Annotated in this window: 22 protein-coding genes; 13 read left to right on the top strand and 9 right to left on the bottom strand. The window is 69.7% G+C overall.

Going from position 1 to position 24,940, the window contains the following annotated elements; translation table 11 throughout:
* The first annotated feature begins 1 nt into the window (after position 1).
* Genes ACI3KS_RS00655 through ACI3KS_RS00620 form a run of 8 tightly spaced genes read left to right on the top strand, consistent with a single transcriptional unit; the run spans position 2 to position 6,915 of the window.
* Positions 2-967, top strand: a complete 966-nt coding sequence (locus tag ACI3KS_RS00655) for an ABC transporter permease (RefSeq protein WP_404914140.1) — start codon at positions 2-4, stop codon at positions 965-967.
* Entirely contained in the window at positions 964-1,848 is an 885-nt protein-coding gene (locus ACI3KS_RS00650; protein ID WP_404914137.1) for an ABC transporter permease, read from the top strand. Before ACI3KS_RS00655 ends, ACI3KS_RS00650 begins: the two co-directional genes overlap by 4 nt.
* The gene (locus ACI3KS_RS00645; protein WP_404914135.1) at positions 1,845-2,840 is read left to right on the top strand and encodes an ABC transporter ATP-binding protein; all 996 of its coding nucleotides are present in this window, start codon (positions 1,845-1,847) and stop codon (positions 2,838-2,840) included. Before ACI3KS_RS00650 ends, ACI3KS_RS00645 begins: the two co-directional genes overlap by 4 nt.
* Positions 2,837-3,622: an ATP-binding cassette domain-containing protein gene (locus tag ACI3KS_RS00640; protein WP_404914132.1), complete on the top strand. Its 786-nt coding sequence runs from the start codon at positions 2,837-2,839 to the stop codon at positions 3,620-3,622. The genes ACI3KS_RS00645 and ACI3KS_RS00640 overlap by 4 nt, the downstream gene beginning before the upstream one ends.
* The gene (locus tag ACI3KS_RS00635; RefSeq protein ID WP_404914130.1) at positions 3,619-4,638 is read left to right on the top strand and encodes a P1 family peptidase; all 1,020 of its coding nucleotides are present in this window, start codon (positions 3,619-3,621) and stop codon (positions 4,636-4,638) included. The genes ACI3KS_RS00640 and ACI3KS_RS00635 overlap by 4 nt, the downstream gene beginning before the upstream one ends.
* 2 nt (positions 4,639-4,640) lie before the next feature.
* Positions 4,641-5,285 carry an FMN-binding negative transcriptional regulator gene (locus ACI3KS_RS00630; protein WP_404914128.1) on the top strand — a complete coding sequence of 215 codons (645 nt, stop codon included), beginning with the start codon at positions 4,641-4,643 and terminating at the stop codon, positions 5,283-5,285.
* Positions 5,282-6,382, top strand: coding sequence for a C45 family autoproteolytic acyltransferase/hydolase (locus tag ACI3KS_RS00625; RefSeq protein WP_404914126.1), 1,101 nt, complete (start codon positions 5,282-5,284; stop codon positions 6,380-6,382). Before ACI3KS_RS00630 ends, ACI3KS_RS00625 begins: the two co-directional genes overlap by 4 nt.
* Positions 6,379-6,915 (top strand): hypothetical protein, encoded by a 537-nt coding sequence (locus ACI3KS_RS00620; protein ID WP_404914124.1) that lies wholly within the window; start codon positions 6,379-6,381, stop codon positions 6,913-6,915. Before ACI3KS_RS00625 ends, ACI3KS_RS00620 begins: the two co-directional genes overlap by 4 nt.
* Positions 6,916-7,025: 110 nt before the next feature.
* Here ACI3KS_RS00620 and purH read toward each other — a convergent pair whose 3' ends face one another.
* From purH to ACI3KS_RS00605, 3 genes are all read right to left on the bottom strand, one after another.
* Positions 7,026-8,633 carry a bifunctional phosphoribosylaminoimidazolecarboxamide formyltransferase/IMP cyclohydrolase gene (gene purH / locus ACI3KS_RS00615; RefSeq protein WP_404914122.1) on the bottom strand — a complete coding sequence of 536 codons (1,608 nt, stop codon included), beginning with the start codon at positions 8,631-8,633 and terminating at the stop codon, positions 7,026-7,028.
* A 26-nt stretch (positions 8,634-8,659) separates the two neighbouring features.
* Entirely contained in the window at positions 8,660-9,244 is a 585-nt protein-coding gene (gene purN, locus ACI3KS_RS00610) for a phosphoribosylglycinamide formyltransferase (RefSeq protein ID WP_404914120.1), read from the bottom strand.
* A 95-nt stretch (positions 9,245-9,339) separates the two neighbouring features.
* Positions 9,340-10,773: a DUF6350 family protein gene (locus tag ACI3KS_RS00605; RefSeq protein WP_404914118.1), complete on the bottom strand. Its 1,434-nt coding sequence runs from the start codon at positions 10,771-10,773 to the stop codon at positions 9,340-9,342.
* A 90-nt stretch (positions 10,774-10,863) separates the two neighbouring features.
* Here ACI3KS_RS00605 and ACI3KS_RS00600 point away from each other — a divergent pair, with 90 nt between their 5' ends.
* Entirely contained in the window at positions 10,864-12,282 is a 1,419-nt protein-coding gene (locus ACI3KS_RS00600; protein WP_404914116.1) for an NCS2 family permease, read from the top strand.
* Between the two features lie 257 nt (positions 12,283-12,539).
* Here the strand turns inward: ACI3KS_RS00600 and sucD are convergent, their stop codons facing one another.
* Together sucD and sucC are read right to left on the bottom strand one after the other, a co-directional pair.
* Positions 12,540-13,442 carry a succinate--CoA ligase subunit alpha gene (sucD, locus tag ACI3KS_RS00595; RefSeq protein ID WP_404914114.1) on the bottom strand — a complete coding sequence of 301 codons (903 nt, stop codon included), beginning with the start codon at positions 13,440-13,442 and terminating at the stop codon, positions 12,540-12,542.
* A 31-nt stretch (positions 13,443-13,473) separates the two neighbouring features.
* Entirely contained in the window at positions 13,474-14,640 is a 1,167-nt protein-coding gene (gene sucC, locus ACI3KS_RS00590) for an ADP-forming succinate--CoA ligase subunit beta (RefSeq protein WP_404914112.1), read from the bottom strand.
* Between the two features lie 155 nt (positions 14,641-14,795).
* On the opposite strand from sucC, the gene ACI3KS_RS00585 reads away from it, so the two are divergent.
* The gene (locus ACI3KS_RS00585) at positions 14,796-15,458 is read left to right on the top strand and encodes a TetR/AcrR family transcriptional regulator (RefSeq protein ID WP_404914110.1); all 663 of its coding nucleotides are present in this window, start codon (positions 14,796-14,798) and stop codon (positions 15,456-15,458) included.
* Positions 15,459-15,703: 245 nt separating this feature from the next.
* Complete coding sequence (locus tag ACI3KS_RS00580) at positions 15,704-16,939, top strand: acyl-CoA dehydrogenase family protein (protein WP_404914108.1); 1,236 nt, start codon at positions 15,704-15,706, stop codon at positions 16,937-16,939.
* Positions 16,940-16,951: 12 nt separating this feature from the next.
* Here ACI3KS_RS00580 and ACI3KS_RS00575 read toward each other — a convergent pair whose 3' ends face one another.
* Complete coding sequence (locus ACI3KS_RS00575; protein WP_404914106.1) at positions 16,952-17,482, bottom strand: hypothetical protein; 531 nt, start codon at positions 17,480-17,482, stop codon at positions 16,952-16,954.
* Between the two features lie 68 nt (positions 17,483-17,550).
* On the opposite strand from ACI3KS_RS00575, the gene ACI3KS_RS00570 reads away from it, so the two are divergent.
* Together ACI3KS_RS00570 and ACI3KS_RS00565 are read left to right on the top strand one after the other, a co-directional pair.
* The gene (locus ACI3KS_RS00570; protein ID WP_404914104.1) at positions 17,551-19,002 is read left to right on the top strand and encodes a phytoene desaturase family protein; all 1,452 of its coding nucleotides are present in this window, start codon (positions 17,551-17,553) and stop codon (positions 19,000-19,002) included.
* 65 nt (positions 19,003-19,067) lie between these two features.
* A complete protein-coding gene (locus ACI3KS_RS00565) occupies positions 19,068-20,111 on the top strand; it encodes an ATP-dependent DNA ligase (protein WP_404914102.1) in 1,044 nt (347 codons plus the stop codon).
* 3 nt (positions 20,112-20,114) lie between these two features.
* On the opposite strand, the gene ACI3KS_RS00560 is transcribed toward ACI3KS_RS00565, so the two are convergent.
* The 3 genes from ACI3KS_RS00560 to ACI3KS_RS00550 form a co-directional block, all read right to left on the bottom strand.
* Positions 20,115-21,200 carry a DNA polymerase domain-containing protein gene (locus ACI3KS_RS00560; protein WP_404914100.1) on the bottom strand — a complete coding sequence of 362 codons (1,086 nt, stop codon included), beginning with the start codon at positions 21,198-21,200 and terminating at the stop codon, positions 20,115-20,117.
* Between the two features lie 41 nt (positions 21,201-21,241).
* Positions 21,242-22,393, bottom strand: coding sequence for an SseB family protein (locus ACI3KS_RS00555; RefSeq protein WP_404914098.1), 1,152 nt, complete (start codon positions 22,391-22,393; stop codon positions 21,242-21,244).
* Between the two features lie 104 nt (positions 22,394-22,497).
* Positions 22,498-24,936: an ATP-dependent helicase gene (locus ACI3KS_RS00550; protein ID WP_404914096.1), complete on the bottom strand. Its 2,439-nt coding sequence runs from the start codon at positions 24,934-24,936 to the stop codon at positions 22,498-22,500.
* Positions 24,937-24,940 lie beyond the last annotated feature (4 nt).

Genomic DNA, 24,940 nt, shown 5'->3' with positions numbered 1-24,940 from the left:
CATGAACGTCGCTCTGTGGTCGCTCCGGCGCATCGGCGCCGCCCTGTTGACGCTCGTCGTCGTCTCGGTGCTGATCTTCACGTCCGTGCGTCTCATGCCGGGTGACTACATCGACCTCGTCCTGGGTCCGCTCGCCACCGAGGCGCAGCGGGCCCAGGCGGTGGCCGAGTCAGGACTCGACGACCCCGTGGTCACCCAGTACTTCCATTGGCTCTTCGGCGTGCTCACCGGCGACCTCGGATACTCGTTCGTCTCGAACGTGTCGGTGTCGGAGGAGTTCGCCGCGCGACTGCCGGTCACGGCGACGATCGCCCTGCTCACGATCGTCGTGACCCTCCTCATCGGGATCCCGCTCGGGTTCGTCGCCGCGCTCCGTTCGGAGGGGTCCGCCGGTGCCGTCGGACGCATCGTTAGCGCCCTCGGGATCAGCATCCCGGAGTTCCTCCTCGCCGGCGTCGTGGTCTTCACGGTCTCCACGCTCGGGCTCGGGGTCTCGGTGGGGCGGTTCGCTCCGTTCTCCGCCGACCCCGCCCGGTTCTTCGGCTCTCTCGTGCTGCCGGTGACGGTCCTGGCCGTGGGCTGCATCGCGGTGGTCGCCAGGAACACGAGGGATGCCGTGATGAACGTGCTCGTGGAGCCGCACGTGCACGCCGCCGTGGCACGCGGCGAGACCCCGTGGTTCATCGTGCGGCACCACGTCCTGCGCAACGCCGCCGCCCCGATCCTCACGATCGTCGGCGCCCTGGTGGCCGTGCTGCTGGGCGGCACCGTGATCGTGGAGTTCGTCTTCGACATCCCCGGCATGGGGTCGTACCTGCAGACGGCGCTCGGACGCCGCGACTACGCGATCGTGCAGAGCGCTGTGCTGCTCGCCGCCATCGTCTTCATCGTCGCGAGTCTGCTCGTGGACCTCATCGCCAATGCGCTGGACCCACGTCTGCGCCTGACCGGAGGGAGCCGCCGATGAGCGTCGCACCCACAGCCACGTACCGCATCCGCGCGGCGAGTCAGGCGACCCGCGGCGCCTGGCGACGCAGCGATGCCGTGCTGCGCACCGCGACCATCGTGCTCGCGGTGATCGTGCTCGTGACGGTGGTCGCAGTGCTGACCGGCGTCACCGGATCGACCAGCGCCACAGTCGGCGGGCGGCTCGACGGCCCGTCCGCCTTGGCCCCACTGGGGACGGACAACCTGGGTCGCTCGCTCCTGCCCCGGCTGTTCCAGGGCACGGCGACGACACTGGTGGTCTCTATCGTCGCCGTACTGTGCTCCGCCGTCGTCAGCACGCTGCTGGGGATGCTCGCCGGTTACTACGGCGGTGCGGTGAACGAGACGGTCATGCGCATCGCCGACGTCCTCTACGCGTTCCCCGCCCTGGTGCTGGCGATCCTCGTCTCCGCGCTGCTCGGACCGGGCCGCCCCGCGGCGATCATCAGCATCGTCGTGATCACGATCCCCCTCATGACGAGGGTCGTGCGCATCGCCACCCGCGCGGTCGCCGAGCGCGACTTCATCGTCTCCGCCCGCATCAGCGGGGTGCGCACCCCGGTGATCTTCGCTCGCCGGCTGCTGCCGAACATCTCGGGCACCATCGCCGTCCAGGCCAGCTACGCGCTCTCCGTCGCGATCCTCGTCGAGGGCGGCCTGAGCTTCCTCGGGTTCGGGGTGCAGGTTCCGGAGGCCTCACTCGGGCTCCTCATCCAGCAGGGGATGCTCTACATGACCCAGGCGCCGCAGCTCGTCATCATCCCCGGCGTCGTGCTCGTGATCTCGATCCTGTGCATCAACCTCATCGGCGACGGCCTCCGCGACCGATTCGACCCACGAGAGACGAGGTCCCTCCGATGACCGCCGTGCACATCAGCGATCTGGCCCTGGACTTCACGGGCGCCGCGACGGTCCGCGCACTCGACGGCGTGGACCTCGATGTGGCCGACGGGAGCTCGGTCGCGATCGTCGGGGAGTCCGGCTCGGGCAAGTCCACGCTCGCGGCCGTCATCGGCCGACTGCAGCCGAGGTCGGCGCGCATCGTCCGAGGTGCACTGCACGTGAACGGCATCGACGTGCTCGCGCTCGACGACGCCGCGCTGCGCGCCTACCGTCGCGACACCCTGGCCTACATCGCACAGGACCCGATCGGCTCGCTCGACCCGACCATGCGCATCGGCGCCCAGCTGAAGCTCGTGCTCCGCGCCGTCGGCGACGACCCGTCGCCCCGACGTCAGGTGGAGCTGCTCGAGTCGATGCTGATCGCGGATCCCACCCGCGTCGCGCGTCTCTTCCCGCATCAGATCTCCGGGGGCATGGCCCAGCGCGTCGCGATCGCGATGGCGATGTGCCGTCGCCCCGCGCTCCTCATCGCCGACGAGCCGACCGCGGCACTCGACAGTCAGGTGCGCGAGGAGGTCATGCGGCTGCTCTTCGCCCAGGCCCGAGAGCAGGGCACCACGGTCGTCTGGCTCAGCCACGATCTGCCCGCCGTCGCACGCTGGTGCGACGAGGTCGCGGTGATGTACGCGGGACGCGTGGTCGAGCGCGGTCCCGCGTCCGCCGTGCTCGGCAGCCCTGCGCACCCCTATGCGCGGGCGCTCGCGGCGACCGATCCGTCCAGGGCGAGGCGCGGCGAGCGGCTCTCGAGCATCCCCGGGGCACCGCCTGTGCTGCATGGCGAGTCGGAGGGGTGCGCCTTCGCCGACCGCTGCGCCCACCGCATCGCCTCGTGCGACTTCGTCCGGCCAGAGCCGGTCGGCCCGCGCCACAGCCTCTGCATCCGCACGGCGGACCTCGTCGCCGCCGATCAGCGATCGGGGTTCCGCCCCGGAGAGGAGATGTCCGCATGAGCGCCTCCACATCGGCGTCGACCGCCACACCCGCCATCGAGCTCGACGACGTCTGCGTCGCCTTCGCTTCCGGTGTCGGCACGCGCCGACGCGAGGTCAGGGCCCTGTCGCACGTGTCGTTCGCGGTGGCCCCGGGCGAGACGCTCGGTCTGGTCGGCGAGTCCGGCTCCGGCAAGACCACGACGGGCTCGGTGGTGCTCGGACTGCAGCGTCCCGATTCCGGTTCGGTGCGATTCCAGGGCGCTCCGCTCGCGCGGAGCCTGAGGTCGCGCGCGGGCCGCATGCAGGCCGTATTGCAGCATCCGCGCTGGGCGCTCGACCCGCGCGCGACCGTGCTGTCGTCGGTCCTGGAGCCGCTGCTCGTGCACGAGCGCCGCAGCGCGGCGATCGAGGAGCGCGCGGTCGCGATGCTGGAGCGGGTCGGGCTCACCGCCTCTTTCGCCGCCCGCCGACCGCACCAGTTGTCGGGTGGGCAGCTCCAGCGCGTGAGCGTCGCCCGCGCGCTGGTCACGCATCCGGCGTTCATCGTCTTCGACGAGGCGGTGAGCGCTCTCGACGTCTCGGTGCAGGCGCAGATCCTCAATCTCATCCAGGATCTGCAGGCGGAACACCGCTTCGCCGCCCTGTTCATCTCCCACGACCTCGCGGCCGTGCGGTACATCTCCCATCACCTGGCGGTGATGCGCGCCGGCGAGATCGTCGAGCACGCACCGGCCGAGGTGTTCTACGACCTGCCCAGCCATCCCTATTCGCGTCAACTGTTCCAGGAGCTCTCATCGTGACCGACATCCACCGCCTCGCCCCCGTCCTGCCGGCGGGTCCCCGGCGTTCCAACGCCGACTACGTCCTCTCCCCCGTGCACGGCACGGACCGCGGGCAGGTCGAGTACGACTTCCCGGGTGTGCTCCTGGGCACCGCCGAGTACGCCGAGGGCCCGACAGGGGCCACGGTGCTGTCGATCCCGGCCGGCGCTCGGACGTTCACCGACCGCCGAGGTGGCGCGGTCGGCGCGAGCGGACTCTACGGCTACAACCATGCGATCTGCCTGGCCGGCGGCTCGGTGTACGGGCTCTCCGCCGTCGCCGGGGTGTCCGAGGCGCTGTTCGAGCGGGCCGAGAACCGCTCCGGCTTCGATCAGCTCCAGCTCGTCTCCGGCGCGATCATCTACGACTATTCGGTGCGCGACAACTCCGTCTTCCCCGACACCGCGCTGGGCAAGGCCGCACTGCGGGCCGCCCGCGAGGGCGTCGTCGAGGTCGGACGCGTCGGCGGCGGTGCCTCGGCGTCCTCCGGCAAGGTCGATCCCGCACGCGTCGAGTTCACCGGGCAGGGTGTCGCCTTCCGTCAGGTGGGCGACGTGAAGGTGCTCGTCGTCACCGTGCTCAACCCCTATGGCGTGATCCTCGATCGCGCGGGCAGGATCGTCCGCGGCAACTTCGACGCGAGCACGGGCGAGCGCCGTCATCCCGCTCTCGACTACGAGGAGGCGATCGGCGAGTCCCGGCTGGTCGAATCGATGTCGGGCAACACCACGATCACCGCCGTGATCACGAACGTGCAGCTGTCCGATGTCGAGTTGAAGCAGTTCGGCCTGCAGGTGCACAGCTCCATGCACCGCGGCATCCAACCCTTCCACACCCCGCTCGACGGGGACACGCTGTTCGCTCTCACGACCGACGAGGTCGCGCTGCCCGCGGACCCCGGCACCTCCCGCGGCAGGCTGTCGTTGAACTCCACCGCAGTGGCCACGCTCGCCGGCGAGACCGCCTGGGACGCGATCCTCTGCGCGGCGGGCTGATCGTGTACGAGTTCGAGAAGTACCTCGCCCCCTCGCAGCAGGAGGTGAACGAGTTGGTGCGTCGGCATCCGTTCGCCCTCATCGTCTCCAACGGCGGCGGGGCGGATGGCGCCCCCACGGTCACCCACACGCCCGTCATCATCGAGCGGATGGCACCGGACGGCGGGTTCGTCGGCGCCGAGCTGCTCGGTCACATCGCCGGCAAGAACCCGCAGTGGCAGCAGATCTCCGATGGCGACTCGGTGCTCCTGGTGTTCTCGGGCCCCCACGGCTACGTCTCCCCCACCACGTACGCCGACGACCCGAACGTGCCCACTTGGGACTACGCGGCCGTGCATCTCACGGCCAGGGTGACCGTGCTCGAGGAGGCGGCCGACGGCATGCACGTCGTCACGCGGACGGTCGCAGAACTCGAAGCGCTGGAGCCGACGTCATGGGACATGACGAGCTCCCTGCCCACCTTCGAGCGGATCGTCGGCGGGATCGTGTCGTTCCGCTTCGAGGTCCTCGAGCAGCGCGCGGTGTTCAAGGTCAGCCAGGACAAGCCGCGCGAGGTGCGGCGGAGGGTGGCCGCCGCCGCGCGCGATCGCGGATGCCCCTACGGCGATGTCGCCGAGCTCGTCGACCGCATCGGAGGCGACGAATGATCGTGCACGAGTGGTCATCGCACGCGGATGCTCCGTACGACGAGGGTGCGCGTTTCGGCGCGCACTGGTCCGCGCAGCTGCACGCCGCCCGGGACTCCTACCTTCGACTGTTCGTGCAGTCGGGTGTCAGCCCGGAGAGCGCACGAGCGGTCGCCGACGACTGCCGCGCGGTGATCGAGGAGGTCGCGCCCGAGATCGCCGCCGAATTCGCCGGCGTCGCCGATGGAAGCGGGCTGTCGCTCCCCGACGTGCACCTGCTCACGGCGCGCACCGAGATCCTCGCGCGCATGACGCCCTCGATGGAGTGCTCGACCGTCGTGCATGTGCCCGACGATGCGACGCCTCCGCGCACCCTGCAGACCTGGGACTGGCACGAGACACTCTCGAACGAGACGGTGGTGCGGCGACTTCGGTCGTCGTCGGGGGCGCGTGTCGTGACATTCTGCGAGTTCGGCCAGCCGGCGAAGATCGGCGTGAACGATCGCGGCCTCGGCCTGCACTTCAACATCCTGCATCACCGGACGGACGGCTCGCAGGCGGGAGTCCCCGTGCACGTGCTCGCCCGCATGATCCTGGACCGCGCGAGCACGGTGGACGAGGCCGTCGACCTGGCGCGGTCGGTCCCCCTCGCCGCGTCGAGCGTGCTCACGGTCGTCGCATTCGACGGCACCATCCCGTCGGCGGCGGCCGTGGAGGTCTCCCCTGCCGGAGTCGCGGTGCTGCCCGCCCCACGAGGACGGGCGATGGTGCACACGAACCACTTCCTCGACGAGACGCTCGCGGCCGGCGAGTACTCGCCGTACGAGACGACGAGCGTGCCCCGCTATCGGTGTCTGACCGACGCCGCGGAGCTCGCCGCCGTCATCGACGATCGGGAGCGGGCCCTCGCGTTCGGGGCGATCCCGGATGCGCCCATCTCGGTGCGAGCGCGCGCGGACCAGCCCGAGCACCTGCGGTGGGAGACCAAGCTCACGGTCGCGATCGACGTGGCAGCGGGAGCGATCGCCTTCGCGGCGGCGGCGCCCGCCGATGTCGCCGCGACCGCATGGCGTCGGGTGTCGGTGCACGACCCGGCCGCAGCCGACACGCCCCGATGAGCGAGGTCCTGCACGTCGTGGCGCTGGCAGCGGCGCTGGTCGGTGCAGGCTCCCTCGGCCTGATGCGGCGCACGATCGGACGCCCCGAACTCGCCGCCGGAGCTCTGATGGTCGTCGGCATGACCGATGCGATGACGGTGGCGCTGCTGCCGCCGATCGTGTGGTTCGCCGTGATGCTCCCCGCCGCGCTCGCTCTCGCCGCGGGCTGCCGATCGCCGCGCGCGGGTAGGCCGAACGCGGGCGCCGGATCGAGCCTGCTCACCGCTCATCTCGCCCTCGGGCTCGTCTCGACGGCCGCCCTCATCCTCCTCATGACGGCGATGGGGCCGGGCGGCGAGGCGGTGACGGGTGCGCACGGTCACAGGCACGGTGGGGGTGCGGACATGCCGCAGCTGATGGCCGGTGCCCTCGGCCTCGGGGCGATCGTCCTCGGGGCGGTAGCGCTGCACGGGGAACGCGCGTGGACGCATCGACTGCACCATGTCACCATGACGGCGTCCACCGTCGCGATGTCCGCGATCGTGATCCTCTGAGTCCTCCCCCGCCAACGACGAGTCCGCGACCCGCCGACCCCCGCCGAATGCCGAGACCCCCGTGTATTCACGCGAACACACGGGGGTCTCGGCGACAGCCGGGGGCTGTCTCAGTGGAAGAAGTGGCGCTCTCCCGTGAAGAACATGGTCACGCCGGCCTTGCGGGCGGCATCCACCACTTCCTCGTCGCGCACCGATCCGCCCGGCTGCACGATCGCCGTGATGCCGGCGTCGATGAGCACCTGAGCGCCGTCGGCGAACGGGAAGAAGGCATCGGATGCCGCGACCGAGCCGGCCGCGCGCTCACCCGCACGCTCGACCGCGAGGCGGCACGAGTCGACACGGTTGACCTGCCCCATGCCGACGCCGACCGTCGCATTGTCCTTCGCGAGGACGATCGCGTTCGACTTCACCGCACGGCAGGCCTTCCAGGCGAAGATGAGGTTCTCCATCTCCTCGTCGCTGGGGCGCTCGCCCGAGACGAGCTCCCAGTTCTTCGCGACCGAGACGATGTCGTCGGGGAAGCGGTCGGCGTCCTGCAGCAGCAGGCCGCCCGAGACGAGGCGCACGTCCATGCGCTCCTGCTGCCAGTCCTCGGGCAACTGCAGCAGACGCAGGTTCTTCTTCGCCTTGAAGACCTCGAGGGCTGCGGGCTCGAACGACGGCGCGACGATGACCTCGGTGAAGATGTCCTTGAGGTTCTCGGCCATCTTCAGCGTCACGGTGCCGTTGGCCGCGATCACGCCGCCGTAGGCCGAGACCGGGTCGCACTCGTGCGCGCGCAGGTGGGCGCTGGCGATCGGGTCGAGCGCGTTCGGTGCCGTGGTTGCGATGCCACAGGGGTTCGCGTGCTTGATGATCGCGACAGCCGGCTTAATCATGTCGTAGGCGGCGCGCAGGGCCGCATCCGCATCGACGTAGTTGTTGTACGACATCTCCTTGCCCTGCAGCTGCGTCGCCTGGGCGATGCCGTGGCCGCCGGATCGGGTGTAGATCGCACCGCGCTGGTGCGAGTTCTCGCCGTAGCGGAGCGTCGCGAGTCGCTCGGCCTGGATCGTGAGGTGCGCGGGAAGGTCGTCGCCAGCGCTCAGTGTGCCCTCGGCGAACCACGACGCGACGGCGGTGTCGTAGGCCGCGGTGTGCGCGAACGCCCGCGCGGCGAGCTCGCGGCGCTGCACCAGCGTGGTGCCGCCGGCGCGGACCGCCTCGATGATCGACGGGTACGACTCTGGCGAGACGACGATCGCGACGTTCGCGTGGTTCTTCGCCGAGGCGCGCACCATCGCGGGGCCGCCGATGTCGATCTGCTCGACGACGTCGTCTCCCTCGGCGCCGGAGGCGACGCTCTCGACGAACGGGTAGAGGTTGACGACCACGAGCTCGAACGGCGCGATCTCGAGGTCCGCGAGCTGACGCTCGTGGTCCTCGAGGCGCAGATCGGCGAGCAGTCCGCCGTGGATCTTCGGGTGCAACGTCTTCACACGACCGTCGAGCATCTCGGCGACACCGGTCACGGCGGCGACGTCGGTGACCTCGAAGCCCGCATCCCGGATCGTCCCCGCGGTGGAGCCCGTCGACACGATCTCCACACCGGCTTCGGAGAGGGCCGCGGCGAGCGTCAGCAGGTCGGTCTTGTCGCTCACCGAGACGAGCGCACGGCGGATCGGGACGGAATCGCGGTCGCGGTACAGCGAGTGGTCGTGGCGGGGGCCGGCCATGGAGGGCTCCTTCGTGGGAGGGGTGGTCAGGATGCGTTCAGCAGGAGGTCGCCGCTCGCGATGCGGCGCACCACGTCGATGAGCAGTCGGCGTTCGACGGGCTTGATGCGCTCGTGGAGGCTGTGCTCGGTGTCGCCCTCGACGATCGGCACGCGCTCCTGCGCGAGGATAGGGCCCGTGTCGACGCCGTCGTCGACCACGATCACACTGGCACCGGTCTGCGTCGCGCCGGAGGCGAGGGCGTCACGGACGCCGTGCGCTCCGGGGAACTCGGGCAGGTACGCGGGATGAGTGTTGATCAGGCGCGGCGAGTACGCGGCGACCAGGTCCGGCGGTAGAAGCCGCATGAGACCGCTGAGCACCACGAGATCGGGCGCCCACACGTCGAGCTGACGGCGCACCTCCTCGCCCCAGGCCTCGCGGCTCTCGTGCTGGCGCCACGGCACGGTGAAGCTGGGGATGCCGAATTCCTCGGCGTGCGCGAGGCCGTCGGCCTCGCGGTCGGCACCGACGACGACGATCCGCGCGGGGAAGTCGGGGTGACGAGCGGCTTCGAGGAGAGCGCGGAGGTTCGAGCCAGTGCCCGAGATGAGAACGGCGACCGTGAGCACGCGCCCAGTCTACCGGCGCGCGCTCGCCACGCCGTGCCGTGTGTCCGCCACCGGAGCGGGCGTGCGACGATCTCCCGATGCAGTGACCGGGAGCCTCAGCGGCTGGATCCGCGCGGCGGCAGATCGTCGAGAGGCGCCGTCTCATCGGCATCCGTCATGCCTGCGCCGGTCGGTGTCGCCTCGACCGGCACATCACTCGGCGATGCGGCATCCGGTCGTCCGTCGTCGCGGGCATCGGACCGGTCGGTTCCCGACCGCGTCGTCTCGCGCAGCAGATCGGATGCCGTCATCTCGGCGATCCAGCGGTCGGTGCGCTCCTCGGCGAGCTCATCGCGATGGCGGGGAGCCAGCAGCAGGATGGCCGCGCCCACCAGCACCTCGCCACCGAGCGCGAGGGCGAACATCAGCGCGTCGGGACCGACCACGGCGAGCCGCTGCGGTCCGATCGATCCGCTCGCGAGCAGCGCGGCGAGCGCCGCGACGCCTCCGGTCAGCACGGCGATGCCGAGGGCGATGACGCCCCGCTGCGGAAGGCGGAGCGGCGTGCCCTCCCAGACCAGCCGTGAGCGCACGACCCATCCGGCGAAGGCGCCGACTGCGATCGGGACGAGCACGACCACGAGCATCCAGATCGATCCATTCTCGGGCAGCAGTCCCAGCACGGGAATGCCGGGCACGACGCCGAGGTTCGTGCCCGCGGGCGACACGGCCGTGCCGACGCCGACGGCGAAGCCGGGGCCGGCGAGCCAGGACGCCGCCCAGACGATGAGCGTCGGCAGGTAGGCGAGGTTCCCGAGCGACATCACGATCAGGCCGAGCAGATCGGTGCGCACCGTCTCGAACAGCGTGACGGCTTCGCCAGCGCGCAGCAGGGCCATGAGGCCGACGGCGAGGGCCGACGTGCCCACCACTCCGACGACCGCGACCGCGGTGCCCCGCACGACCGACCCGGTGACCGGGCCCCAGTCACCCCAGGAGTCCACCAGGTCGTGCAGACGGTCGACGACTCCGGAATCACCGTCTTCCCAGGCCACGCGGATCGCCCCGCAGAAGGCGCCGATCAGATAGACGGCGCTCGGCAGGAGGATGGCCGCGACGGTGGAGGTGCGCGCGATCTCGAGCGCCGAGGTCACAGCGACGACGGCCGCGATAGCCGCGAAGGCGATACTGCCGCCGAGCGCTCCCAGCGCCCAGGCACCGGCCTTCGCGGCGCGCGCGCCCGACCGCGCCGCGAACAGCAGCGTGAAGACGAGGAATGCCAGCGGAGTCACCGAGAGGACGAATTCCGCTGCCTCTGGTGCGATGCCGACGGCGGTGACGACCTCGGTGGGCAGGGAGATGTCGATGGCCGCCCCGTGCCCGAACTGCCACAGCGTGCCGGTCAGGGGCCAGAGTGTCCCCCAGTCCGCGTCGGCGCCGAACGCGAGGGTCCACAGGAGCGTCAGGGGTGCGAGCAGCACGGCCAGACCGATGGCCGCGGCGATCGCGGCGTCGAAGGCCGCGAGGAGCGCGACGAGGAGGCGTTGCATAGCCCTTCGAGACTACGACGAGATGCCAGGAGTGCCCTCGGGGCGCGCGCGTCGTGGGCGACGCGATATCGTCTCCAGCGGAGGTTCCCGATGACAACTGCCCCGTCCCCCACCCAGAACGGCACCGAGCCCACGAACGCGCTCGACCGCTTCTTCGAGATCAGCAAGCGCGGTTCCACGATCGGCACCGAGGTGCGAGGGGGTCTGGTGACATTCGTCACGATGGCCTACATCGTGATCCTCAACCCGCTGATCCTGTCGACCCCCGACATCAATGGGATAAGGCTCGAGGGCCCCGCGGTCGCCGCGGCGACCGCTCTGACCGCGGGCGTCATGACGATCCTGTTCGGTGTGGTCACCCGCCTGCCGTTCGCGTTCGCCGCCGGCCTCGGCATCAACGCGTTCCTCGCGTTCACCGTCGTCGGCTCCGTGACCTGGCCGGAGGCCATGGCGCTGGTCATGATCAACGGCGTCATCATCGTGCTGCTCGCCGCGACCGGCCTGCGGAAGCTGATCTTCGACGCCGTCCCCGTGCAGCTCAAGCTCGCGATCACCGTCGGCATCGGCCTCTTCATCGCGTTCATCGGCTTCGTGAACGCCGGGTTCGTCACGGCGACGAACAACGCGTCGCCGCCCGTCGACCTCGGCATCGGCGGTTCCGTCGCCAGGCTGCCGACGGTTCTGTTCGTCATCACCCTCCTGATCGGCGGCGTCCTGATCGCGCTGCGGGTCAAGGGCGCGATCCTCATCGCCCTCGTCGGCGGCACGCTCATCGCCGCGCTCGCGAACCTCATCTGGCCCACGGAGGGTCTCGGCTTCGCGTTCTCAGGCAGCCTCGTGGGACTCCCCGATCTCAGCCTCATCGGTCAGGTCGACTTCGGGTTCGACCTGGGCAAGGTCAGTGTCGTCGCTCTGGTGATGTTCGTGTTCACCCTGCTGTTCTCGAACTTCTTCGATGCGATGGGCACCATGACCGGTCTCGCGAAGGAATCCGGGCTCGCCGACGAGAAGGGCGACTTCCCGCGCATCAAGTCGGCACTCGTGGTCGAGGGCGTCGGAGCGATCGTCGGTGGAGGCACGTCGTCGTCGTCGGCGACGGTCTTCGTCGAGTCCGGCTCCGGCATCGGCGAGGGTGCGCGCACCGGTTTCGCCACCACCATCACCGGCATCCTGTTCCTGCTGGCGATGTTCTTCACTCCGCTCACCTCGCTGGTCCCGAGCGGCGTCGCCGCTGCCGCCCTCGTGCTGGTCGGCGCGATGATGCTCTCGCAGATCAAGAACATCGATCTCAGCGACTTCCGTGTCCTCCTTCCGGTGTTCCTCACAGTCACCGTGATGCCGATGACCTACTCGATCGCGAACGGCATCGGGGCCGGCTTCGTGAGCTGGATCGTCGTGAACGCGTTCTCGGGTCGTGCGAAGAGCATCCACCCGTTGCTGTGGGTGGTCGGCGCCGGCTTCGTGCTGTTCTTCGCCCGCGGTCCGATCGAAGCATTGCTCGGCGCCTGACGGCTCTCGGACGAACGGGGCGGCTGCTGCGGCATCCGCCCCGTTCGTCGTCTCCGGGTGCTGCTCCCTCGTCCGGTGCGCTTTGTAGGCGCTGTGTTCACTTTGCAGGCTCAACTCCAATGCATCGCGCCTGCAGAACGGCATCCGCGCCGACAAAACCGACGCAGAACGACGCGCGACGCCCCGGGCACATCCGCCGGAAGACGAACGAAGGCCCCGGGGTGGAGCCCGGGGCCTTCGTCGAACAGTCTACCGCGTCAGAGCGCCTCTACGATCGCGCGCATCAGGTCGGCGGTCTCGGAGGGCGTCTTGCCGACCTTGACGCCAGCGGCCTCGAGGGCCTCCTTCTTCGCCTGCGCGGTACCGGCCGAGCCCGACACGATGGCGCCGGCGTGGCCCATGGTCTTGCCCTCGGGAGCCGTGAAGCCCGCGACGTAGCCGACGACCGGCTTGGTGACGTGCGCCTTGATGTAGTCGGCCGCGCGCTCCTCGGCGTCGCCGCCGATCTCGCCGATCATGACGATCGCCTTGGTCTCGGGGTCGGCCTCGAACGCGGCGAGCGCGTCGATGTGCGTGGTGCCGATGACCGGGTCGCCGCCGATGCCGATGGCGGTCGAGAAGCCGAGGTCGCGGAGCTCGAACATCATCTGGTACGTCAGGGTTCCCGACTTCGACACGAGGCCGATCGGGCCCTTGCCGGTGATGTTGGCCGGCGTGATGCCGACGAGCGCCTCACCGGGGGTGATGATGCCAGGGCAGTTCGGGCCGATGATGCGGGTCTTGTTGCCCTTGCTCTGCGCGTAGGCCCAGGCCTCGGCCGAGTCGCCGACCGGCACACCCTCGGTGATGACGACGAGCAGCGGGATCTCGGCGTCGATGGCCTCGATCATCGCGGCCTTGGTGAAGGCTCCGGGCACGAAGGCGATCGACACGTCGGCGCCGGTCTCCTTGATGGCCTCTTCGACCGAACCGAAGACGGGCAGCGAGACGGCGTTGCCGTCCTTATCGGTGTGCTCGACCGTGGTGCCGGCCTTGCGGGCGTTCACGCCTCCGACGACCTGGGTGCCGGCCTTCAGCATGAGCGCGGTGTGCTTGGTCCCCTCGCCGCCGGTGATGCCCTGGACGATGACCTTGGAGTCCTTGTTGAGGTAGATCGACATTCTTCTAGTCCTTATGTCTCAGCGTCGGCGATCAGGCGTTGGCGAGCTCGGCGGCCTTGTCGGCGCCCTCGTCCATGGTGGCGGCCAGGGTGACGAGCGGGTGCGCGTACTCGGCGAGGATCGCGCGACCCTCCTCGACGCGGTTGCCGTCGAGACGGACGACGAGCGGCTTGGATGCCGTGCTGCCCAGGGTCTCGAGAGCGCCCTTGATGCCGTTGGCGACGGCGTCGCACGCCGTGATGCCGCCGAAGACGTTCACGAACACGCTTTTGACCTGCGGGTCGCCGAGGATGACGTCGAGGCCGTTGGCCATGACCTCCGCCGAGGCGCCGCCGCCGATGTCGAGGAAGTTGGCGGGCTTCACGCCGCCGTGGTTCTCGCCCGCGTAGGCGACGACGTCGAGGGTCGACATGACGAGACCCGCGCCGTTGCCGATGATGCCGACCTCGCCGTCGAGCTTGACGTAGTTGAGGCCGTTCGCCTTGGCCTTCGCCTCGAGCGGGTCTGCCGCGTCCTTGTCCTCGAGCTCCTCGTGCTCGGGGTGACGGATCTCGCTCGCGTTGTCGTCGAGCGTGACCTTGCCGTCGAGGGCGATGATGTCGCCCTCCTCTGTGCGGACGAGCGGGTTGACCTCGACGAGCGTCGCGTCCTCGCCCTTGTAGACGTCGAAGAGCTTCACGAAGACGTCGGAGACCTTCTCGACGAGGTCCTCGGGGAAGTTCGCGGCGCGAGCGATCTCGACGGCCTTGTCCTTGTCGATGCCCGTGAGCGGGTTGACCTCGACGCGGGCGAGAGCCTCGGGGCGCTCGACCGCGAGCTCCTCGATCTCCATGCCGCCCTCGACGCTGCAGAGCGAGAGGTACGAGCGGTTGGCACGGTCGAGCAGCACCGAGAAGTAGAACTCCTGCGCGATGCGGGCACCCTGCGCGACCATGACGCGCTTGACGATGTGGCCCTTGATGTCGAGGCCGAGAATGGCCTTCGCGGCCTCGTACGCCTCGTCGGGAGTCTTGGCGACCTTGACACCGCCGGCCTTGCCGCGACCACCGGTCTTGACCTGGGCCTTGACGACGACCACACCGCCGATCTTCTCCGCGGCTGCCTTCACCTCCTCGGGGGTGTCGGCGACGATGCCGGCGAGGACCGGCACTCCGTACTTCTCGAAAACGTCTCGTGCCTGGTACTCGTACAGATCCACTGTGTTTCCTTCACTGGATTGCGGCCTGGTTTTTCTCTCGATGTCGAGACATCGACCAGTCCCCCAGCCTACTACCTCACCCTGGACGCTCCCGCGCCGCGGGCCCCCTGTGGAGGGCAGCGGTGCGGCGAGCACCGACGTTCTAGGCTTTCGTCATGCGAGACATCTCCGAACCGCGCTCCGCCGTCGTCGCCGCTGCGCTCGAGCTGTTCCAGAACCAGGGGTTCGAGCAGACCTCCGTCGAGCAGATCGCGAAGGCGGCCGGCGTCTCCCGCTCCACCTTCTTCCGCCAGTTCGGCGGCAAAGAGGATGTGGTCTTCACCGACCACGAGGCGCTCATCGAGCACCTGCGGCTGTTCCTCGCCGAGGGCCACGACGATCCGTGGGAAGCCGTGTGCGCGGCATCCGAATACGTCTTCTCGCACTTCGCCCGCGACCCGGAACTCGCCAGACGCCGCTACCAGATCGTCCGCGAGGTGCCCGTGCTGCGCGAACGCGAGATCATCACCGTGTTCCGCTACGAGCGCCTGTTCGACGAGTACCTCCGGCGATCCCTCCCCGGCATCGACCCGCTGGATGCCGTCGGGTTCGCCGCCCTCGTCACCGCCGTGCACAACCACGTGCTGCGCCAACTGCTGCGCGGAACGAAGAAGGTGCCGCTGTCGACGCTGCACGACGCACTCGTCGACGTCCGCCGCCGCTTCGGGGTGGCCGCGGATGCGCCGTCCGACTCGGCGGATGATGTGGTCGTGGCGGTGTTCCCCCGCACGATGCCGATGGCCGAGGTCACCCGACGCCTGCGCGCGCAGCTCGACTGACACACGCGCGAGACGCGGCATCCGCTCCCCCGCCGCGTGCGAAAAGTCGGAGCGACGGCGCGACACGCCGCGTTCCGGCCCGGGCCTCCGGCGTGTCGCCGCGAATCTCCGACCTTTCACACCAGACGAGTCGGACGCCGCCGCACGCGCGGACCCGGCAGGTCGGATGCCGGGCGGCACGAACGGATCCGACAGTGACACCCAGTGTCGAGGAGTACGATACCTAGTGTCACGAAGGAGTCTCCATGAGCACTGATACCGCGTCGTTCCCCGGCGAGAGCGTGTCGTCGTACGACGTCTCCTCCCGTCAGGACACCGACTACTACGCCGTCTTCGCCGACATCCCGGATGCCGATCGCGAGGCCTGGGATCGCGCCAGGGCCTACGTCGACGAGGTGGCACCGCAGATGGCGGACGCGTGGGATCGTGCCGAGTATCCGCTCGACGCCGCACGGCGCATGGGGGAGCTCGACCTCGTGGTCGACGGGATCGAGCATCCTGCCCTGACCCGCTTCTCCCCACTCGCGGCAGGACTCGTGAACATGGAGATCTCCCGCGGCGACGGTTCCCTGGGCACGATCCTCGCCGTGCAGGGAGGCCTCGCGCTCCGCACGCTCGCCCTCTTCGGCTCCCCCGAGCAGCAGCAGCGGTGGCTCACCGGCCTCGCCGACGCCTCGGTGCTCGGTTCCTTCGCCCTCACCGAGCCCGACCACGGCTCCGACTCGGTGTCACTCGAGACCGTCGCGCGCCGCGACGGCGATGAGTGGGTGCTGCGCGGCACGAAGAAGTGGATCGGCAACGGAGCATCCGGCGGCATCACTTTCGTCTGGGCGCGGGTCGACGATCCGGATGCCGCAGAGCACGGCGCCGTGCGGTGCTTCCTGGTCGAGCAGAGCATGCCCGGATACACGGGCACCGTCATCCGCGGCAAAGCGTCACTGCGTGCGATCCACCAGGCACACATCCGCCTCGACGACGTGCGCCTGCCCCTCGGTGCGGTCCTCCCGGGCGCGAAGAGCTTCAAGGACGCCTCCACCGTGCTGTACGCGACGCGCTCAGGAGTCGCCTGGTCGGCCCTCGGCCACGCCACCGCATGCTACGAGGCCGCACTCGCCTACGCCACGACCCGAGTGCAGTTCGGCAAGCCGCTGGCGAAGTTCCAGATGGTGCAGGAGCGCCTGACGCACATGCTCGAGGACCTCACCGCGATGCAGTTGTACTGCCGTCGGCTCGCCGATCTCGAGACGGCCGGCGAGCTGCGCCCGACGCAGGCATCCCTGGCGAAGTTCCACAACACCCGCGCCGCCCGCCGTGTCGCCGCGACAGCCCGGGATCTGCTCGGCGGCAACGGCATCCTGCTCGAGAACGGCGTCATGCAGCACATGGCCGACATCGAGGCCATCCACACCTACGAGGGCACGGAGAGCGTGCAGGCGCTGCTGCTCGGCCGCGACATCACCGGGATGAGCGCCTTCGCCTGACCCTGGCCGGGGTCAGTCGCAGCCGCAGCCGCCGGCGGGCGTCTTGACCATGAAGCACACATCGCACACGCCGTAGTCGCGCTCGACCGGCTTCGGGGTGCGCTCGGCTCGGGGAGCCGCGGGCGTGCGGGGAGCCGATGCGCGGGGCGTCGACGTGCGGGCGACCGCGGGGCGCTTCGAGCGGACCCCTGGCGCACTCACCTGGGGATACTCGCTCGGGTGCACGACGTAGAAGTACGGTGCACGGCCCTCACTCGGCTGGAGTCGCAACGGCGTGGAGCCGATCACGATGACCTCGTCCTCGGTGAAGCCGTTGGTGTAGGTGCGGCCGATGTGCAGCGCGGCACCCTCGCCCCGGCGGATCGCCTCGATGTAGCGTCCGCGGTCGATGAACGAGGAGATTCCGACGGCATCCGTGATCGCGGTGATGAACTCGTAGTTCTCCTGCGCGATGCGATGCGCACGCAGCGCTTCGGTGAGGGATCGGTACGGACGGGAGGTGCCGGTGGGGGTGGGACCCTGGATCTCATTCATCATCTCCATTTTCGCACCTCGCGGCGGATGCGCGCACCGGGTCTCGTCTGACGCGCGCACCGTGGGAGACTGGCGGCATGGCACGTGCGACAGTGATCGGATCCGGCCCGAACGGCCTCGTGGCCGCAGTCTCCCTGGCCCGCGCCGGGTACGAGGTCACCGTGCTCGAGGCCGCGGACACGATCGGCGGCGGCATCCGCACCACCGAGGCGACGCTCCCCGGATTCCTCCACGACGTCTGCTCGGCGGTGCACCCCGCGGCCCTCACCTCTCCCGTGTTCCGGGCCTTCGGCTTGGCCGAGCGCATCGACTGGATCCATCCGGAGATCTCGTACGCGCATCCGCTCGACGGCGGCCGCGCCGGCATCGCCTGGCGCGACATCGAGCGCACGGCATCCGGTCTCGGTGAGGACGCGCAGGCCTGGCGGGCACTCCTGCGACCGCTCAGCTCGCACATCGACGGCGTCGTGGACTTCACCGGCAGCCAGATGCTGCGCATCCCACGAGAACCGATCACCGCGTTCCGGTACGCGATCCGGATGCTGGAGCAGGGCACGCCTCTCGCCCGTCGGACGTTCCGAACGGACGAGGCAGCTGCACTGCTCGCGGGAGTCCTGGCACACGGCACGACACCCCTCCCCTCGCTGGCGGGAGCCGCCGCGGGACTGCTCATCGCCGCCCACGGTCATGCGGGCGGATGGATGTATCCCCGCGGCGGCGCGCAGCGCATCGCCGACGCCCTCGTCGACGACCTGCGAGCGCACGGAGGCACGGTCGAGGCCGGGCATCGCGTCGACGATCTCGGATCGCTCGACTGGGGAGACCCGGCGCGCGGCGATGTCGTGCTGCTGAACTCCTCGCCGAGGCTCACGCTCACGCACCCGGGGATCCCGCCGCGGTACGCGGCGGCGATCCGCGGCTACCGCTACGGTGCGGGCGTCGCAAAGGTCGACTTCGCCCTCGACGGCCCGATCCCGTGGACGAACGCCGAGGTCGCGCAGGCCCCGACCGTGCACGTCGGTGGGACGCAAGCAGAGGTCTGGGCGAGCGAGAACGCGGTCGCCCACGGGACCGTGAGCGAGCGCCCCTACGTCCTCGCGGTGCAGCCGTCGGTCTTCGACCCGAGCCGGGCACCTGAGGGCAAGGCCGTACTGTGGTCGTACATCCATGTGCCGCACGGATCGGGCATCGACGCCACCGAGCTGGTGACCGCGCAGATCGAGAGGTTCGCCCCCGGGTTCCGCGATCTGATCCTCGCCCACCACTCGGTCCCGGCGTCCTCCCGAGAGGCCGTCAACCCCTCGGAGATCGGTGGCGACGTGATCGGCGGGGCGTTCATGATCCGCCAGGCGATCCGCCGCCCTGTGCTGAGCCCGGTGCCGTGGCGCACACCGATGCCCGGTGTGTATCTCTCCTCGGCAGCCACTCCCCCCGGCCCCGGCGTCAACGGCATGGCCGGGTGGTACGCCGCGCGCACCGTGCTGGCGGACGCCGGTACCCCGGCGACCCTCGACGAGCTGTTCGGCTGAGCCAAGAGCCCCCCTCCTCGCCCAGCCCCTGGCGTACTCGCATCCGCGACCCCAGGATGGGAGTCATGAGCTACGTCATCCCCGCACCGATGCTGGCGAAGGCCGCTGCGGCCGTCCCCGACCCGGCGAAGACCGCCGGCGGCCTGCTGTTCGAACCGAAATGGGACGGCTTCCGCGGCCTGATCGCATGGGACGGCGAGTCCGTCGAGATCGGATCCCGCGGCGCGAAGCCTCTCACCCGCTACTTCCCCGAGCTGGTCGAGGCCGTTTCCCGGTTGCTTCCTCGACCCTGTCTGCTCGACGGGGAGATCGTCGTGGCGACCGGACCGGCGGGGGCGCAGCGGCTCGACTGGGAAGCACTCAGCCAGCGCATCCACCCCGCGGCCTCCCGAATCATCCGGCTCTCCACGGAGACGCCGGCCATGTTCGTCGCCTTCGATCTGCTCGCCGAGGGCGACGACGATCTGCAGCAGCTGCCGTTCGCGGAGCGCCGCGCGCGACTCGAGTCCCTCCTCGACGGCGTGCCGGATCCGATCCACCTCACCCGCACGACGCGGAATCGGGATGCCGCGGTGCGCTGGCTGGCCGAGTTCGAGGGCGCCGGCCTCGACGGGGTCGTCGCGAAGCCGCTCGATCAGCCGTACGCACCCGGCAAGCGCACGCTGATCAAGATCAAGCATGCCCGCACCGCCGACGTCGTCGCGCTGGGATATCGCGTGCACAAGTCGGGCTCCGGAGTCGGATCGCTGCTCGTCGGCCTCTACGACGCGGACGGCGTGCTCCGCCAGGTCGGCGGGGTCGCGGCGTGGAGCGACGCGCGCCGGCGGGAGCTGGTCGAGGAGCTCGCTCCCCTCGTCGAGCGCGACGACGACGGCGCGGCCGTCACTGCCGAGGGCGAGCGTTCGCGCTTCAGCGGTTCCAAGGACGTGTCGTTCGTGCGCCTGCGCCCCGAACGCGTGCTCGAGGTCCGCTACGACCAGCTCGAGGGCGCGCGGTTCCGGCACACCGTGCAGTTCGACCGGTGGCGCCCCGATCGCGATGCGCGCTCGTGCACCTACGAACAGCTGGAGACCGTCGCCGGGTACGACCTCGCCGACGTGCTCGACTGAGGATCAGCCCTCCGCGGGCTCGCCCTCGTCGGTCCAGTTCGCCGCCACCTTCTTGCTGGGCTGCACCCGAGGCGGCTCCCCCGGCATCTTCGGGAACTCCGGGGGGAACGGCAGCTCGCCGAGGCCGCTCGCCTTGTCGCGCTCCCACCACTCCAGGAGCGTGTCGATGCGCCCGGGTGCGGCCTGCTTTCCCGCCCACGGGTCGCCCGCGTCGGCCAACCGGCCAGGGATGCTGCGGACGGTGAAGGCCGCCGGGTCGACGCCGTCGAGTTCGTCCCAGTGCACGGGTGTCGACACCGTGGCGCCGGGAAGGGCGCGCGGGCTGTAGGCACCGGCCATGGTCCGGTCGCGATTCGCCTGGTTGAAGTCGATGAAGATGCGCTGACCGCGCTCCTCCTTCCACCAGTTCATCGTGACCTGCCGGGGCATGCGTCGCTCGAGTTCCCTCCCAGCCGCGATCACGGCGTGACGGACGTCGAGGAACTCGTGGAGGGGCGCGATCGGCGCGAAGACATGCAGGCCGCGATTCCCACTGGTCTTCACGAAGGCGGTGAGCCCGACCTCGTCGAGCACCTCGCGCAGCGCGTGCGCGGCGACGACGGCATCCGCGAATACCGTGCCCGGCTGCGGATCGAGGTCGATGCGCAGCTCGACCGGGTTGTCCGCATCGGTCGCGAGCGACGCCCACGGATGGAACACGATGGTGTTCATCTGCGCCGCCCAGACGATCGCGCTCGGCCGGTTCAGGACGATCTGCGGATGCTGTCGCCCGCTGTTGTACGTCACCATCACGGCATCGACGTAGTCGGGCGTTCCCTTGGGCGGATTCTTCGAGAAGAAGCCCTGGGGACGGGCGCCGTCCGCAGAGCCCACGCCGTCACGGAAGCGCTCGAGCGACACCGGCCTGTTGCCGTTCGCCTCGAGGAACGGCTCCGCGACGATCTGGAAGTACTCGGCGAGCTCGGCCTTGGTGATCGGCGAGTCCGACCCCGAGGGCGACGGCCAGACCGCTTTGTTCGGGCTGGAGAGCACGACCTCGCGCTCTCCATCGGGGTCGACGACAGTCAGGGTCACGCGCTCTGAGGCCATGCCTCGACCCTAGAGCGCCGTGTCGGTCCGGGGAACCCCGATCAGGCGTCGTCCGTCGCGAGAGCGAGCACGGGCGCGAGCGCGTCGCGCTCGATCACCAGCGTGGGACCGGCGGGGTCCACGATCACACCGGCCATCTCGGGGTGGCCGGCGAGCACCTTGGCCAGTTGCAGCGGCTCGAACGGGAGCGGCTTGTCGCCGCGTCCGAGCGCGATCACCTCGAGCGGGTGCGAGAAGAGCTGGAGGAACCGCTTGCCGTCTGGCGTCTGCGCCTCGGCGATGCCGACCGGAGCGCCCTCGCCGCCGCCGTCGTTGACCGCGACCCACATGCGGGTGCCGACCAGCGCGTCGCCCAGCCGGGAGGCGGAGTCCTGCTGCCGAGGAGCGGCGAGGATCGTCTTCACGGTCATGTCGACGTCGGCCTGTTCGAGCGCCTTCTGCAGCAGCTCGGTCGGGAACACGACGCGGTGCGGAGCCGAGGCGTTGTCGACGATGAGGCCGGCGAAGTCGCCGGCGACGACCTGCTGCAGCACCGAGGTGACGGGCTGCGCCACGGCCGAGGTCGCCGAGGGATCCTTCTCGAGCTGGACGGAGTCACGAACGGCGGCGGCCGAGCTGAAGGCGAGCATGAACTGCCGCTCGCCGTCGCGCACCACCGCGACCGACAAGGGCTTGCCCTCGCTGATCTGCGTGCGGGCGTCGCCGTTGACCCGGATGTACAGATGCCCCTGCAGCGCCTGGCGGAGCACGCCGAGGATCTGTTCGTTGGTGGCGCCCTGCTCGATCTGCACGAGCGACTCGCGGAGCAGGACGTTGTCCTTCATCCCCGCGATGGTCTCGGTCTGCTCGGGCGGGGTCGCCGGAGCCAGGGGGAGCTTGCGTTCCTGAGGTGCCGGAGCAGCCGCCGGCGCGGCAGGGGCCGCAGAAGGCGCGGACTGCGGCGGCGCCGCGGCGCTCGCGGGAGCCGCGCTCGCCTCGGGGTCGAGCGACACCTCGGGGCCGGCCTGCGCCCCGACACCGCGGAACGCCTGCACCGAGATGCCGATGGTCGGCGTCGGCTCCTCGATCGTGGTCGGGTCGGCGTCGGTCCCCGCAGCGGTCTCGGTGCCCTCGGTATCAGCGGATGCGAGGGACTCGGTCGCCGACTCGACGACGTCGTCTTCGGACTTCTTGCGGCGGGAGAACAGGGCCATATCAGCCAGCCTAACCGTCTGGGATGCCCGGACCCGCGGCATCCGACCGCTTGTGTCGGAACTTCTCAGGGTCCGTCACTCACGAGGCTCGACCCTCGCGATGCTCAGATCTTCTCGATCGGGGCGACCTTGATGAGCAGCTTCTTCTGACCGGCCGAGTCGAATCGGACGTGCGCGATGCGCTTGGCCCCTTCACCGGTGATCGCGTCGACGCGCCCCTCACCGAAATCGGAATGACGGATACGGTCGCCCGCGGCCAGTTCGAGGTCACCGTTGTCGCGCATCTTGGCCGTGACGCGGTTCGGGAACTTGTCCATCGCGGTGGAGAGGGGCTTGAGCGAATCGCGACCGGGAAGCGCCTTCACCGCGAAACGGTCGTTCGACCCCGAGCTCCCGGAGCCGCCTGCGCGACGCGCGTTGAGCGCTCGCGACTGCATTCCACCGCGCGAGTTGACATCGCCGGGCGACTGCCGCCAGTCGATGAGACCGGCGGGGATCTCCTGCAGGAACCGGCTGGGCATCGCGACCGAGACCTCGCCGAACTGTGCTCGGGTCATCGCCAGAGAGAGATGGAGACGCTTGCGCGCGCGGGTGATGCCGACGTAGAAGAGTCGTCGCTCCTCCTGCGGGCCACCGGGCTCGTTCGCCGAGATCCGGTGCGGGATCAGATCCTCCTCGACACCGGTCACGAACACGGCGTCGTACTCGAGGCCCTTGGCGGTGTGCATCGTCATCATCGAGACCGAGCCGGACTCGTCGTCGAGGTCGTCGGCATCGGAGACCAGGGCGACCTCGGTGAGGAAGTCGACGATCGTTCCCTCCGGGTTGTTGCGGGCGAAGTCGCGGGCGACGGCGACGAACTCGTCGAGGTTCTCGACCCGCGCCTCGTCCTGCGGATCACGGCTCGCGCGCAGCGCGTCGAGGTATCCGCTGCCGGAGAGCAGAGTGCTCAGCCCCTCGGCGACGCTGGTCGGCGCCGGTACCTCGCCGGAGGCGGGGAGCATGATCTCGGTCGCCTGCACGAGGACCGCATCGAGCTGCGCGATGGCCGCTTGGATCTTCGGCCCGACACCGAGCTGCCCCGGCACCATCAGCGCCTGACGGAAGGTGATGCCGTGCTCCTCGGCGAAGCGGGCGATGGCCGTCTCCGTGACGTCGCCGATGCCTCGACGAGGCTTGTTCAGGATGCGGCGCAGGGCCATCTCGTCGGCGGGGTTGGCGACGGCGACGAGGTACGCCAGAGCGTCCTTGATCTCGGCGCGCTCGTAGAACTTCGTGCCGCCCATGATCTTGTAGGGCACGGCCGAGCGGATGAAGATCTCTTCGAGCGCGCGCGACTGCGAGTTGGTGCGGTAGAACACGGCCATCTCGGAGTACGGGTAGCCCGCACGACGGAGCGACTCGACCTCGTCCGCCACGAACTGGGCCTCGTCGTGCTGCGAGTACCCCGTGAAGCCGATGATCTTGTCGCCGTCGCCCTTGTCGCTCCAGAGCTTCTTGTCCTTGCGGTCGAAGTTGTTGCCGATGACGGAGTTGGCCGCGGACAGGATGTTCTGCGTCGACCGATAGTTCTGCTCGAGGAGCACCACACGGGCCCCGGGAAAGTCGCGCTCGAACTCGCTGATGTTGCGGATGTCCGCGCCGCGGAAGGCGTAGATCGACTGATCGGAGTCGCCGACGACGGTGAGCGAGGCGCCGTCGAGCTCGGGCGTCGTCTCCGGCTCGAAGATCATCATGCCGTTCGAGGCATACGGATCCGGCGTGTCGCCGGACACGGGTCGTGTGAGCTCGTGGATGAGCGCGTACTGCGCGTGGTTGGTGTCCTGGTACTCGTCGACGAGGATGTGCCGGAATCGGCGGCGGTACGTGTCGGCGACCTGCGGGAACGCCCGGAAGAGGTAGACGGTCTGGCCGATGAGGTCGTCGAAGTCGAAGGCGTTCGCCTTCTGCAGCTGCCGCTGGTAGTCGGCGAAGAGCTCGACGAAGATGCGCTCGGCGGGGTCCGTCATGTTGGCCTGACGGGCATAGCCCTCGGCATCCGACAGCTCGTTCTTGAGCTTCGAGATCCGGGACTGGACGGATGCCGGCGTGAGACCGTAGGCGTCGGCCTCGTGCTCCTTCACCAGCCGCTTGATGAGCGCTCGCGAGTCACCGGAGTCGTAGATGGTGAACGACTTCGTGAAGCCGAACTGCTCCGCCTCGCGTCGGAGGATGCGCACGCACGCGGAATGGAACGTCGATATCCACATACCGCGCGCCGCATCGCCGACGATCGCCTCGACGCGTTCACGCATCTCGCCCGCGGCCTTGTTCGTGAACGTGATCGCGAGGATCTGGCTCGGCCACGCCTCGCGCGCCCGCAGCAGCGAGGCGATGCGCCGGGTGAGCACGCTCGTCTTGCCCGACCCCGCGCCCGCGACGATGAGCAGCGCCGGGCCGCGGTACGTGACGGCTTCGAGCTGCTGGGGGTTGAGACCCGCGAGAAGGTCGTCCTGCCCCTGGGGGCCGGCGGTCGGGGGAACGATGAGAGGGGCTTCGGTCATGGCC

The sequence above is a fragment of the Microbacterium sp. ZW T5_45 genome (genome assembly GCF_044987415.1).
Lineage (GTDB): Bacteria > Actinomycetota > Actinomycetes > Actinomycetales > Microbacteriaceae > Microbacterium.
The sequence above is the reverse complement of the archived record's forward strand: the minus strand, read 5'-3'. Positions and strand labels throughout refer to the sequence as shown.